The organism is Achromobacter sp. CF-sbj1-Ac2-l, assembly GCF_052698165.1.
On sequence record NZ_CP199855.1, the window covers coordinates 5,858,626 to 5,870,756 of the forward strand.

General features: G+C 66.5%; 11 protein-coding genes. 4 read left to right on the plus strand and 7 right to left on the minus strand.

Features of this window, described 5'->3' with window-relative positions; all coding sequences use genetic code 11:
* Nucleotides 1–283 precede the first annotated feature (283 nt).
* Entirely contained in the window at nt 284–2,197 is a 1,914-nt protein-coding gene (gene thiC / locus ACUDCK_RS26865) for a phosphomethylpyrimidine synthase ThiC (protein WP_054500445.1), read from the plus strand.
* Nucleotides 2,198–2,519: 322 nt separating this feature from the next.
* On the opposite strand, the gene ACUDCK_RS26870 is transcribed toward thiC, so the two are convergent.
* The 7 genes from ACUDCK_RS26870 to gpmA all read right to left on the minus strand — a co-directional run bounded on the left by ACUDCK_RS26870 (nt 2,520) and on the right by gpmA (nt 10,674).
* Nucleotides 2,520–3,932 carry an FAD-binding oxidoreductase gene (locus ACUDCK_RS26870; RefSeq protein ID WP_175166983.1) on the minus strand — a complete coding sequence of 471 codons (1,413 nt, stop codon included), beginning with the start codon at nt 3,930–3,932 and terminating at the stop codon, nt 2,520–2,522.
* Nucleotides 3,929–4,648, minus strand: coding sequence for a FadR/GntR family transcriptional regulator (locus tag ACUDCK_RS26875; RefSeq protein WP_054500443.1), 720 nt, complete (start codon nt 4,646–4,648; stop codon nt 3,929–3,931). The genes ACUDCK_RS26870 and ACUDCK_RS26875 overlap by 4 nt, the downstream gene beginning before the upstream one ends.
* A 104-nt stretch (nt 4,649–4,752) precedes the next feature.
* Nucleotides 4,753–5,928, minus strand: a complete 1,176-nt coding sequence (locus ACUDCK_RS26880; RefSeq protein WP_231132900.1) for a GGDEF domain-containing protein — start codon at nt 5,926–5,928, stop codon at nt 4,753–4,755.
* A 149-nt stretch (nt 5,929–6,077) separates the two neighbouring features.
* Nucleotides 6,078–6,833 (minus strand): HesA/MoeB/ThiF family protein, encoded by a 756-nt coding sequence (locus ACUDCK_RS26885; protein WP_175166982.1) that lies wholly within the window; start codon nt 6,831–6,833, stop codon nt 6,078–6,080.
* A complete protein-coding gene (locus ACUDCK_RS26890; RefSeq protein WP_054500441.1) occupies nt 6,830–8,275 on the minus strand; it encodes a S41 family peptidase in 1,446 nt (481 codons plus the stop codon). Before ACUDCK_RS26890 ends, ACUDCK_RS26885 begins: the two co-directional genes overlap by 4 nt.
* A 41-nt stretch (nt 8,276–8,316) precedes the next feature.
* On the minus strand, nt 8,317–9,918 hold the full coding sequence (locus ACUDCK_RS26895; RefSeq protein WP_175166981.1) for a murein hydrolase activator EnvC family protein: 1,602 nt from the start codon (nt 9,916–9,918) through the stop codon (nt 8,317–8,319).
* A gap of 3 nt (nt 9,919–9,921) precedes the next feature.
* Entirely contained in the window at nt 9,922–10,674 is a 753-nt protein-coding gene (gene gpmA / locus ACUDCK_RS26900; RefSeq protein ID WP_049076754.1) for a 2,3-diphosphoglycerate-dependent phosphoglycerate mutase, read from the minus strand.
* A 161-nt stretch (nt 10,675–10,835) separates the two neighbouring features.
* On the opposite strand from gpmA, the gene ACUDCK_RS26905 reads away from it, so the two are divergent.
* The 3 genes from ACUDCK_RS26905 to secB are packed head-to-tail and all read left to right on the plus strand — an operon-like array spanning nt 10,836 to nt 12,130.
* Nucleotides 10,836–11,258, plus strand: a complete 423-nt coding sequence (locus tag ACUDCK_RS26905) for a rhodanese-like domain-containing protein (protein WP_049076757.1) — start codon at nt 10,836–10,838, stop codon at nt 11,256–11,258.
* A gap of 50 nt (nt 11,259–11,308) precedes the next feature.
* Nucleotides 11,309–11,566 (plus strand): glutaredoxin 3, encoded by a 258-nt coding sequence (gene grxC / locus ACUDCK_RS26910; RefSeq protein ID WP_006391755.1) that lies wholly within the window; start codon nt 11,309–11,311, stop codon nt 11,564–11,566.
* Between the two features lie 36 nt (nt 11,567–11,602).
* Nucleotides 11,603–12,130 carry a protein-export chaperone SecB gene (gene secB, locus ACUDCK_RS26915; protein ID WP_175143356.1) on the plus strand — a complete coding sequence of 176 codons (528 nt, stop codon included), beginning with the start codon at nt 11,603–11,605 and terminating at the stop codon, nt 12,128–12,130.
* Nucleotide 12,131: the final 1 nt, after the last annotated feature.

Consider the following 12,131-nt stretch of genomic DNA (forward strand, 5'->3'; position numbering starts at 1 on the left):
CGCAGACTGATTCCAAATGTAAAGCGGTACTACCACCATGGGCGGGCACGACGGACCATGGCTGCCGCAACGCAGCATCGGCCGCCGTTCGCGCGGCGGCCATGCAGGCTCTATACTTCGCTTTCGCGCAGGGGTACTCGTCGCGCCAGAACGGCACGACGTGTTGAGAGAGTCCCTTCGTACCAGTACGGATAATGCCGATGCTGGGAGCCGTATTTCCGCCATGCCCGCATGGCGGGAGTCCATTCCCGATCGGCTCCAAACCATTCGCTTGGAGCTTTCCATGAACGCCAATCCCAAATTCCTGGCCGCCACCGCCGAAGTCGACGCGGCCGCGGTCGCCCCGTTGCCCAAATCCCGCCGGGTCTACGAGGTCGGTTCCCGTCCCGACATCCGCGTCCCGTTTCGCGAGATCGAGCAGGACGACACGCCCACCATGTTCGGTGGCGAAAAGAACCCGCCGCTGACCGTCTACGATTGCAGCGGCCCCTACACCGACCCCGACGTCAAGATCGACATCCGCCGCGGCCTGCCGGAAGTGCGCCGCGCCTGGATCGACGAGCGCGGCGACACCGAAGTGCTGTCCGGCCCGACCAGCGAGTACGGCAAGCAGCGCCTGACCGATCCCAAGCTGACGGCCATGCGCTTTGACCTGCAGCGCCCGCCGCGCCGCGCCGTGGCCGGCGCCAACGTCTCGCAGATGCACTATGCGCGCCGCGGCATCATCACGCCCGAAATGGAATACGTGGCGATCCGCGAAAGCCTGCGCCGCGAGCACTACCTGCAGACGCTGCGCGACAGCGGTCCGGATGGCGAGAAGATGGTCAAGCGCCTGCTGCGCCAGCACCCGGGCCAATCGTTCGGCGCCGCCATCCCGGCCGCCATCACGCCGGAATTCGTGCGCGACGAGATCGCGCGCGGCCGCGCCATCATCCCCGCCAACATCAACCACCCGGAAGTCGAGCCGATGGCGATCGGCCGCAATTTCCTGGTCAAGATCAACGCCAACATCGGCAACTCGGCCGTCAGTTCGGGCATCGGCGAGGAAGTCGAGAAGATGACCTGGGCGATCCGCTGGGGCGGCGACACGGTCATGGATCTGTCGACGGGCAAGCACATCCACGAAACGCGTGAATGGATCATCCGCAATTCGCCGGTGCCGATCGGCACGGTGCCTATCTACCAGGCGCTGGAGAAGGTCGACGGCAAGGCCGAGGAACTGACCTGGGAGATCTTCCGCGACACGCTGATCGAGCAGGCCGAACAGGGCGTGGACTACTTCACGATCCACGCCGGCGTGCGCCTGCCGTTCATTCCGATGACGGCGGACCGCATGACGGGCATCGTCTCGCGCGGCGGCTCGATCATGGCCAAGTGGTGTCTGGCGCACCACAAGGAGAGCTTCCTGTACGAGCGCTTCGAGGAAATCTGCGAAATCATGAAGGCCTACGACGTCAGCTTCTCGCTGGGCGACGGCCTGCGCCCGGGCTCGGGCTATGACGCCAATGACGAAGCCCAGTTCGCGGAACTGAAGACGCTGGGCGAGCTGACGCAGGTGGCCTGGAAGCACGATGTGCAGGTGATGATCGAAGGCCCGGGCCACGTGCCGATGCAGATGATCAAGGAAAACATGGAGCTGCAGTTGGAACACTGCCACGAGGCGCCGTTCTACACGCTGGGCCCCCTGACGACCGACATCGCGCCGGGCTACGACCACATCACCTCGGGCATCGGCGCGGCGCTGATCGGCTGGTACGGCACGGCGATGCTCTGTTACGTGACGCCCAAGGAGCACCTGGGGCTGCCGAACAAGAAGGACGTGAAGGACGGCATCATCACGTACAAGATCGCGGCGCATGCGGCGGACCTGGCCAAGGGCCATCCGGGCGCGGCGATCCGCGACAACGCCCTGTCAAAGGCGCGCTTCGAGTTCCGGTGGGACGACCAGTTCAACCTGGGCCTGGATCCGGATACGGCCAAGGAGTTCCACGACGAGACGCTGCCGAAGGATTCGATGAAGGTGGCGCACTTCTGCTCGATGTGCGGGCCGCATTTCTGCAGCATGAAGATCACGCAGGATGTGCGCGATTATGCGGCGTCGCAGGGCGTGACCGAGAAGGAAGCGCTGCAGAAAGGCATGCAGGAGAAGTCGATCGAGTTCGTGAAGAAGGGAGCCGAGGTTTATCACCGGCAGTGATCTTTTGAGCGGATTTCGCTTTTGCCGGGCTGGGCGCTGATGGCGGTGGCTTGGTGGACTTGAGGCGATATGAAAGGCCTGGATGCGTTGCTCCAGGCCTTTTTGTTATCCGTGGTGTTTTTTTTGCGGAGTTGGTCTGATCTTGGGTTGCGAAGGTGGGGTTGAGTTCTTAAGGCACCCGGCGCGGCAGCCCTCGGGGGGAGGCGGGGCTACGATTGCGGTCCGGAGCCTTCGCTCCGGACCGCAATCGTGGGCGCCCGCCATCGGGTCCGCCCGACCGAGGGGCGACCTACGAAGCGCCTTCCCCGCCAACAAGCCCTTCTTAAAGCAGCTTCCCAGGATTCATAATCCCCTTAGGATCCAAAACCCGCTTGATCTCCCGCATCAACCGCAACTCAACCGCATCCTTGCTATGCAGGAAATGCTCCCGCTTGAGCTGCCCGATCCCATGCTCCGCGCTGATGCTGCCCCCGTACCGGTTGACCTCGTCCAGGACGGCGTCGGTGATCGCGGCGCCGTGTTCGGCGACCCAGCCGCGGTCCGCGCCGGCGGGACGCGACAGGTTGTAGTGCAGGTTGCCGTCGCCGAAATGGCCGAAGATGAAGGGGCGGATATCCGGATACAGCGCGCGCACGCGCGCTTCGGCGGACGCCATGAAATCCGGAATGCTCTCGATCGGCAGCGACACGTCGTGCTTCAAGTGCGGGCCGTCGGCGCGCTGGGCTTCGGAGATTTCCTCTCGCAGCTTCCATAGCGCCTGCAACTGAGCCAGCGAGGCGGAAACGGCGGCGTCCAGGCACAGGCCGCGCTCGAGCGCCGTGCCGATCACGTTTTCCAGCAGCGCGGTCAGCGCCGCTTCGTCGGCGGTGTCGGCCAGTTCAACCAGCACATAGGCCGGGTAGCGTTGGTCGAACGGCTCCTGCACGCCCGCGGCGTGGGTCAGGACCAGGTCGAGGCAGTCGCCGGAGAAATACTCGAAGGCCTGCAAGCGCGCGCCGCATTGCTCGAACAGGATCTCGAACAGTTGCAGCGCCTGGGCGGGCGATTCGACCGCGGCCAGCACCACCGAGCGCACGTCGGTGCGCGGATACAGGCGCAGCGCCACTGCCGTGATGACGCCGAGCGTGCCTTCGGAGCCGATCAGCAGTTGCTTGAGGTCGTAGCCGGTGTTGTCCTTGCGCAGGGTGCGCAGACCGTTGAAGATTTCGCCGTTGGGCAGCACCGCTTCCAGGCCCAGCACCAGTTCGCGCGCCATGCCATAGCGCACCACGTTGACGCCGCCGGCATTGGTGGCGACGTTGCCGCCGATCTGGCTGGAGTCCTCGGCGGCCAGGCTCAGGGGCAGCAGCCGGCCGGCGTCCTGCGCTGCGCGGCGCAGGTTGCCCAGGATGCAGCCGGCCTCGGCGACCATGGTGTTTGCAATGGTGTCGATGGCGCGCACCGCGTTCATGCGGTCCAGGCTCAGCACGACGTTGATGGGCGCGGCGTCGGGCGTGGCGCCGCCGCACAGGCCGGTATTGCCGCCGCGCGGCACCACCGGCACGCCGGCCTCGTTGCAGAGCGCCAGGCAGGTCGCGACCTCGGCGGTGGTGCGCGGACGGACCACCGCCTGGGCGTGGCCGTTGTACAGACCGCGCCAGTCGGACAGCCAGGGCGCGATGTCCTCGCTGGCGGTGAAGACGGTGTCGGGACCGAGGGCCTGGACCAGGCGCTGGGCGATGTCGGTTGTGCTCATGATGTCTGCCTGGAGGCGGGAAAGAGGGAATCGAGGCGCAGGCGGCTGGCCGCCTGCCGCAAGTGGCGTTCGGCCATGCGCCGCGCGCGCGGCGCATCGTGGTCGCGGATGGCCTCGAACACGGCGACGTGTTCGTGGTGCACGGCGTCCGTCATGCCGGCCAACTGGCGGCTATTGGCGCGCGCGGTGCTGACAGCCAGGCGCAATTGCAGGTTCAGGTATTGCAGGAGGTCCTGGTAGAACGGATTGTGGGTCGCGGCCGCGATCGCCAGATGGAAGGCAATGTCGTGCTCGACCCCGTGTTCGGGATGGTGCTGGTGATGTTCCAGGTCGGCCAGGGCGCGGGCCATGGCCTCCAGGTCGGCGGCGTTGCGGCGCTCGGCCGCCAGCGCGGCGGCGCCGCCTTCCAGTTCCATGCGCAGCTCGTAGACGCTGGCCAGTTGCTCGCGACTGACGGCGATATCGGCGGGCACCTGGAAGCCCTGCGCGCCGGTGCGTGCCAGCACCACGCTGCCCGATCCCTGGCGGCTCTGCACCAGGCCCTGCGCGCGCAGGCGCTCGGTGACTTCGCGGATGACCGCGGCGCTGACGCCGTACTGCTCGGCCAACACGCGGCCGGAAGGCAGCTTGGCGCCCACGGGATAGACGCCATGGGCGATGTCGCCCGCGATCTGGCGGGCGACCTGTTCGGTCAAGGTGAGGCTCTTGGTCAGCATAGCGGCCGAGTATAGCGCAGACTTTTCAGGTTATCTGATAACTTTGGGTGAATCGGAGGGAATTTGTCGTGCCGTACCTCGGCGTAGGCTTGAAGCGTGTGGCCTCAGGCCGTCGCGGCGTCGCCGGTTTCCCGGGCTTCCTGCAGGTCCGGCGCGCCAGCGACCGCGCAGCGGCGGCCACCCTGCGCCTTGGCGCGGTACAGCGCCGCGTCGGCCGAATCCAGCACCGCCTGGGCCTTGCGGTCGACGCCGGAAATGATCGAGATGCCGATCGACAACCCCACGCTGACCCGCGTGCCGTCGGCCAGCGTGATCGGCTGGATGGCATCGCGCAGCAGGTGGTTGCCCAGGCGCAGGGCGGCGGTGGCGTCGATGCCGGTGACCAGCACGATGAATTCGTCGCCGCCGATGCGGGCCGCGACATCGTCCACCCGCAGCATGGCGCGCATGCGCTGGGCGATGGTCTTGAGCACATGATCGCCGGCGGCGTGGCCATGGGTGTCGTTGATGATCTTGAAGTCATCCATGTCCATGTAGAACAGCGCGGCGGCGCTGTCCTGCCCGCGCGCGCTGGCGCAGATGCGCTCGAGCGCCGCTTCCAGCCCGGCGCGGTTGGCCAGGCCGGTCAGCGCGTCCTGGCTGGCGCGGCGTTCGTTCTCGCGCTCGGCCAGCATGGTGGACACCAGGATGCGGCGCAACCGCTGCGAGGCGATGCTCATGCTGACCAGATAGAACGGGATCTGGATGAAGACGATGACGGTGACGTATTCGCCGGCGAACAGCGCGCCCAGGCACATCGGCCCCAGGCTCAGGAAGATCATCGCGGCCACCAGCCGCGGCGCGCCGTAGTTGCGAAAGCAGATGCCGCCGGCCATGGCGCCGCAGGACACGCCGGCAAGCGTGGCGGCCAGCCAGTCATGGTTGAGGAAGGTGACGAAAACGCCGTAGCCGACGCTGAACGCCCATAGCAACGCCAGCACGATGTAGATGTCGGTATGGGTGTTGCCGCCCCGGGCGGCGTTGCGCAAGGCCGAGCGCAGGATGGTGACCCGCACCACGGCCAGCACGATCTCCAGGACCAGCCACGAGATATAGAGCGGCTCGGGACGGCGCCACGCGACCACGCCCGAGATCATCAAGGTGTTGATGACACCGCCCGCGAAGATGGGCAGGGTGCCGAACAGGCTGGCAATCAGCGCGGCGCGGATGTCCGCAGGCGTGTCCTGCCCGGAATCCGTCAACCATCGGGTCAGCCGCCATTTCGGCAGGCTGAAGCTCAATCCTGTGTCCACTCCGATACGTCCAATGCTGCCTGCCATGAAAGGAAGGCTGGCTGGCGTTATAGCAGGTATTTCAAACCTTTAATATTATTTACGCGGAGAATGACAGGCAGATTTTACGGGGACGGAATAATCGCCTGTCCGGCGCATCAGTGCGCGTGCGCGCCACAGACAGCGCATTCCGGATCCCGCTGGACGTTGACGCTGCGCCATTGCATGGTGCGCACGTCCAGCCACAGCAGCCGCCCAGACAGGCTCTCACCCACCCCGGACAACAGCTTGAGGGCCTCGGCCGCCTGCATGCTGCCGATGATGCCGACCACCGGCGCGAACACGCCCATGGTGGCGCAGTTGGCCTCCTCGACGTCGTCCGCCTCGGGAAACAGGCAGTGGTAGCACGGCGCGTCCGCGTCTCGCAGGTCGTAGACACTGACCTGGCCGTCGAAGCGGATGGCGGCGCCCGACACCAGCGGCTTGCGATGCTGCACGCAGGCGCGGTTGATGGCGTGGCGGGTGGTGAAGTTGTCGGTGCAATCCAGCACCAGGTCGGCCTGCGCCACCGCGTCGGACAGGGCCTGGCCCTGTAGCCGCTCGACGCGGGCATGCACGCGGGTCTGCGGATTGAAAGCCGCCAGCATGTCGCGCCCGGACTCGGCCTTGGGCCGGCCGACGCTCGCGGTGGTGTGCAGGATCTGACGCTGCAGGTTGCTGAGTTCGACGACGTCGTCATCGGCCAGCGTGATGTCACCGACGCCGGCGGTGGCCAGGTAGAGCGCGGCGGGCGAACCCAGTCCACCCGCCCCTACGATAAGCACTCGCGCCGCCAGCAGTCTTTCCTGCCCTTCGATACCCAGCTCGTCGAGCAGGATATGGCGGGCGTAGCGCAGCAGTTGCTCGTCGTTCATTTGTCCTTGCTGGGCTCGACTCCGGTCGGCGTGATCTTCATGCGCTGGGCGGTGCCGGTGCCGGGCTTGGCGTCGGCCTTGGCCTGGGCGCGGGCCGACCCCTTCTGCACCGGCTTGCCGGCCAGCAGGTTGATCGCCTGCTGCAACTGGAAGTCGTCCTTGCCGCCGAATTCGAACACCTTGGTCGGCACGTCGACGTTGTCCTGGTCCGAGTTGGACTTCACTTCGTTGGCCGTGCCCGGGTTCGACAGGTGGCGTTGCAGGTCGGCTTCGCGCGGCAGGCGGAACAGGTCGCCGTCAGCGGTGTCGGCCACGACGTAGTCGGGCTCGATGCCGGTGGCCTGGATCGAACGGCCGCTGGGCGTGAAGTAGCGCGACGTGGTGAGCTTGACCGCGGTGGTTTCCGACAGCGGCAGGATCACCTGCACCGAGCCCTTGCCGAAGGTGCGGTTGCCCAGCACCTTGGCGCGCTTGTGGTCCTGCAGCGCGCCGGCCACGATCTCGGAAGCCGAGGCCGAACCGACGTTGACCAGCACCACCATCGGCACGGTCTTGGTCCAGGCCGGCAGGCCCGACAGGTAGTTGCTTTCGCCGCGGGCATATTCCGACGGGGTCGCCAGGTACTTGTGGCGGGCGTCGGGGGTGCGGCCGTCGGTCGACACCACCAGGGCGTCGGCCGGCAGGAACGCGCCGGACACGCCGATGGCGCTGGTCAGCAGGCCGCCCGGGTCATTGCGCAGGTCGAGCACCAGGCCCTTGGGCGCTTCCTTGGCGCCGAGGTCCTTGAGCTGCTTGGCCAGGTCGACGCCGGTCTTTTCCTGGAACTGGGCGATGCGCACGTAGGCCACGCCGTTGTCCAGCATCTTGCTGCGCACGCTGCGCACCTTGATGATGTCGCGCACGATCTTGAGCACGATCGGCTGCGGCCGGTCGGCGCGCATGATGGTCAGCGTGATGGGCGACTTGGGCGCGCCGCGCATGAGCTTGACGGCGTCGTTCAGCGACATGCCCTTGGTGGGCGTGTCGTCGATCTTGATGATGAGGTCGCCGGCCATGACGCCCGCGCGCGCGGCGGGGGTGTCCTCGATGGGCGAGATGACCTTGACGAAGCCGTCTTCGGCGCCGACCTCGATGCCCAGGCCGCCGAACTCACCCTGCGTGGCCGTCTGCATTTCGCGGAAGGCGTCGGCATCCAGGTAAGCGGAATGCGGGTCCAGGTTCGACACCATGCCGGAAATGGCATTGTCGATCAGCGTCTTGTCGTCCACCGACTCGACGTAGTTGTTCTTGATGGCGGCGAAGACGTTGCTCAGTTGCCTGAGTTCATCCAGCGGCAAGGGACTGCCGCGCTGGGCGACAGCGGTGACGCCCACGCTGAGCAGGACACCAGCCACCGCACCGATGGCAATCAGACCGAAACCGCGAAACTTGCGAGTGCTCATGCACACTTCCCGAATGGTTTTCGCCCTTGAGGGTTTTTGGCTTACTGGGCCAGCCACTGGGCTGGATCCACAGGAGCGCCGCGATGGCGAATTTCAAAGTATAGGCCGGATTCCACTTGGCCGCCGGTTGCGCCTACCGAAGCAATAGTATCCCCCGCCGCGACGGAATCGCCCACCCGTTTGAGCAGACTTTGGTTGTAAGCATAGACGGTCAGATATTGCTGGCCATGATCCACAATGATGAGGTTGCCGAAGCCCCTCAGCCAATCGGCATAGACCACCGTGCCGGGGGCCACCACCTTCACGGGGGTTCCCTCGGGCGCGCGCAGCACGATGCCGCGCCAGACGCCGCCGTCCGGGCGATCGACCCCGAAACGGCCCTGCACCTGGCCACGCACCGGCGCCGCCAACCCGTGGCGCAGCCCGTTGCCGCCGCCTACCGGCGCGGCGCGCGGGGTCTGCTGGACCGATGCAGTTCGGGTTGGAGTGGATTCCGCCTCCGCGGGTTCCGCCTTTTTGGGAGGATCCGCGGGTTTTACCGGGGGCGGCGCCTCGGCCTGCCCGGTCAGGCGGGTATGGCGCGAATCGGCGGGGCGCAGGCCAGCGGCGTCGGGATCGGCCACGGCCACGGGCCCCCGCGCCTGGCGCGACGCGGCCTCGACCTGTTCGCGCGCTTCGGCGGCCTCGCGGGCCTCGCGCGCGTTACGGTCGCGACGGGCATTGTCGGCTGCGGCCTTGTCGGCGGCCGCCTTGCGGTCGGCCTCGGCCTTCCTGCGGGCCTCCTCGGCGCGGCGCTCGGCTTCGGCCTTCTTGCGGGCTTCTTCGGCGCGGCGGGCCTCCTCGGCCTTGCGGGCTTCCTCGGCGCGGCGGCGCGCCTCTTCGGCCTTGCGGGCCTCTTCGGCCTGCTTGACGATGGCCGCGTCCAGGTCGGTGATCAGGCGCGAGAGTCGCTGGTCGTCACGACCCAATTTGTTGGCTTCGGCGCGCTGGGCGGCGATCTGGCCTTCCAGTTGCGCCAGCAGGGTGCCGCGCTCTTTCTGCTGGGCGACCAGGGCGCTCTTCTGTTCGGAGGTTTCGGCCACCAGCTTTTCGATCTCGGCGCGCCGGGCGTCGGCGCGGCCCTGCAGGGCGGCCAGCCGGTCGATGTCAGCGCGCAGCGCCTCGACGGCGCGGGCGCGGGCCTGGGAGACATAATCGAGGTAGCCCAGGTTGCGGCCCAGCACCTGGGGATCGTCGCCGGACAGCAGCGCGGTCCAGGGCGACAGGCCGCTGGTGTATTGCGTGCGCAACTGGTCGGCCAATTCGACCCGGCGCTTGGCCAGCACGGCCTGCTGGGCGGTGATCTGCTTTTCCAGGCCGGACAGGTCGGTGGTCGCCTGGCGGCTGGACTCGGCCAGTTCCTTCAGCCGCAGGTTGATCCTGGAAATCGCCGATTCCGACTGCTTAAGGGCATCGGCGGCTTCCTTGCGGGCCGCTTCGCGCGCATCGATATCCTTTTGCAGGTTCTCGATACGGTCGCGCAGTTGCGCCTGCTGCCTTTCGGCTTCGGACTGGCGGCCGGCGAGATCGTTGGGCGCGGCGCCCGCCGGCAGCGCTCCGCCGGCCAGCATGACCGCCAACAACCACCCCGCCTTGCGCACCATGTATCAGTCCTTCTTCGCCTTGCCCTGGGCCGCGACGGCGGCCATGGCCGCCTCGATCTCGGCGGCATCGCCGAGATAATAGTGGCGGATGGGGCGCAGGTCATCATCCAATTCGTACACCAGCGGCTGGCCGGTGGGGATGTTCAGGTTGACGATGTCGTCGTCGGACACGTTGTCCAGGTGCTTGATGAGCGCGCGCAGGCTGTTGCCGTGGGCCGCGATGAGCACCTTGCGGCCGGCGCGGATGGCCGGGGCGATGGATTCGTTCCAGAACGGCAGCACGCGCGCCACGGTGTCCTTCAGGCACTCGGTGGCCGGCAACTGGTCGGCCGGGATCTTGGCGTAGCGGCTGTCAAAGCGCGGGTGGCGCTCGTCGTCCAGCGACAGGGGTTCCGGCGCGATGGCGTAGGCGCGGCGCCAGATCAGCACCTGCTCGTCGCCGTACTTGGCGGCGGTTTCCGCCTTGTTCAGCCCCTGCAGGGCGCCGTAGTGGCGCTCGTTCAGGCGCCAGTTCACGCCCACCGGGGTATACATGGCGTCCATGGCGTCCAGGGCGATCCACAGGGTGCGGATGGCGCGCTTGAGCACCGACGAGTAGGCCAGGTCGAAGGTGTAGCCTTCCTTCTTGAGCAGTTCGCCCGCCTTGCGGGCCTGCTCACGGCCGGTTTCGGTCAGGTCGACGTCGGTCCAGCCGGTGAAGCGGTTTTCCAGATTCCACTGGCTTTCGCCGTGGCGCATCAGAACGAGTTTGTGCATGGTTTGGCAGGCGTGTAACGCGGGTTAAAGTTGCGGAATGCGCTCATTTTATAATTGAGCGATTTTGCCCTTGATTTTGCCCCGGCGCACCCGTCAATTTCGCCGCGCGGCGCGTCAGGGTTCGCCCTTACCAGGCTAGACGCCGCACTTCAGGATGCCCCGTGGACCTTCTGCAATTCTTGCTCGATAAAAACAACATCTTCATTGTCGCCGTAACCCTCGTTTCCGGCGTCATGCTGGCCATTCCCGCCCTGCGCAAGGGCCGCACCGGCTCGGCCGTGAGCACCACGGAAGCCATCCAGATGGTCAACCAGCGCCAGGCCGTGTGGGTCGACGTGCGCCCCGCCGAACAGTTCCAGGCCGGCCACATCGCCCAGGCACGCAGCGTGCCGGCCGCCGACCTGGAACAAAAGGCCGCCTCGCTGCCCAAGAACAAGCCGCTGGTCGTGGTTTGCGACAATGGCCGTGATTCCGCCCGCGCCGCCGCCAAGCTGCGCGCGCAGGGTTTCGCCGACGTCGTGCCGCTCGAAGGCGGCATGCGCGCCTGGCTGGCCGCCAGCCTGCCGGTCACCCAGAAGGGTTGAACCCGGGCGACGCGCCCCCATCTTATCGACAGAATCCGCCTGGAGCGCCTATGAATAAAGTTGTCATGTACAGCAAGGACTATTGTCCTTATTGCGCCCGCGCCAAGGCGCTGCTGGAGCAGCGCGGCGTGACCGACCTGGAAATCATCCAGATCGACCGCGAACCCGGCCAACGCGATCGCATGATCGAACGCACCGGCCGGCGCACGGTACCGCAGATCTTCATCGGCGATACCCATGTCGGCGGTTGCGACGACCTGATGGCGCTGGACCGCTCGGGCGGCCTGACCCCATTGCTCAACGGCTGACGCCCCTTTTTGCCCCTCCCACCAACGGAAACACTCATGGCTGATCAAGACCAAAACACCCAGCAAGAAGGCGGCAACGACGCGCCCTCGTTCAATCTGCAGCGCGTCTACCTGAAAGACCTTTCGCTGGAAATGCCGAACGCGCCCCACGTCTTCCTGGAGCAAGAAGCCCCCCAGGTCGAAGTGAGCATCACCGTGGGCGGCCAGCGCCTGGCCGAAACCGTGTTCGAAACCACGGTCACGGTCACCGTCACCACCCGTGTCAATGACAAGGTCGTGTACCTGGTCGAAGGCACCCAGGCCGGCATCTTCGAAGCCGCCAACATCCCCGAAGAGCAACTCGACCCGCTGCTGGGCATCGTCTGCCCGACGATGTTGTACCCGTACCTGCGCGCCAACATCGCCGACGCGATCACCCGCACCTCGATGCCGCCGCTGCACCTGACCGAAGTCAACTTCCAGGCCCTGTACGAACAACGCCTGGCCGAACTGCAACAGCAGCAAAGCAACGCCAACGGCAGCGACTCGGGCATCATCCTGCCCGCCAGCGCCACCCGCCAATAAG

Excerpts from the sequence above, each read along its gene's own strand:
- grxC (WP_006391755.1), top strand. The coding sequence starts at position 11,309 with ATGAATAAAGTTGTCATGTACAGCAAGGACTATTGTCCTTATTGCGCC.
- ACUDCK_RS26870 (WP_175166983.1), bottom strand. The coding sequence starts at position 3,932 with ATGAGCACAACCGACATCGCCCAGCGCCTGGTCCAGGCCCTCGGTCCC.
- secB (WP_175143356.1), top strand. The coding sequence starts at position 11,603 with ATGGCTGATCAAGACCAAAACACCCAGCAAGAAGGCGGCAACGACGCG.
- ACUDCK_RS26895 (WP_175166981.1), bottom strand. The coding sequence starts at position 9,918 with ATGGTGCGCAAGGCGGGGTGGTTGTTGGCGGTCATGCTGGCCGGCGGA.
- ACUDCK_RS26875 (WP_054500443.1), bottom strand. The coding sequence starts at position 4,648 with ATGCTGACCAAGAGCCTCACCTTGACCGAACAGGTCGCCCGCCAGATC.
- ACUDCK_RS26890 (WP_054500441.1), bottom strand. The coding sequence starts at position 8,275 with ATGAGCACTCGCAAGTTTCGCGGTTTCGGTCTGATTGCCATCGGTGCG.
- thiC (WP_054500445.1), top strand. The coding sequence starts at position 284 with ATGAACGCCAATCCCAAATTCCTGGCCGCCACCGCCGAAGTCGACGCG.
- gpmA (WP_049076754.1), bottom strand. The coding sequence starts at position 10,674 with ATGCACAAACTCGTTCTGATGCGCCACGGCGAAAGCCAGTGGAATCTG.
- ACUDCK_RS26885 (WP_175166982.1), bottom strand. The coding sequence starts at position 6,833 with ATGAACGACGAGCAACTGCTGCGCTACGCCCGCCATATCCTGCTCGAC.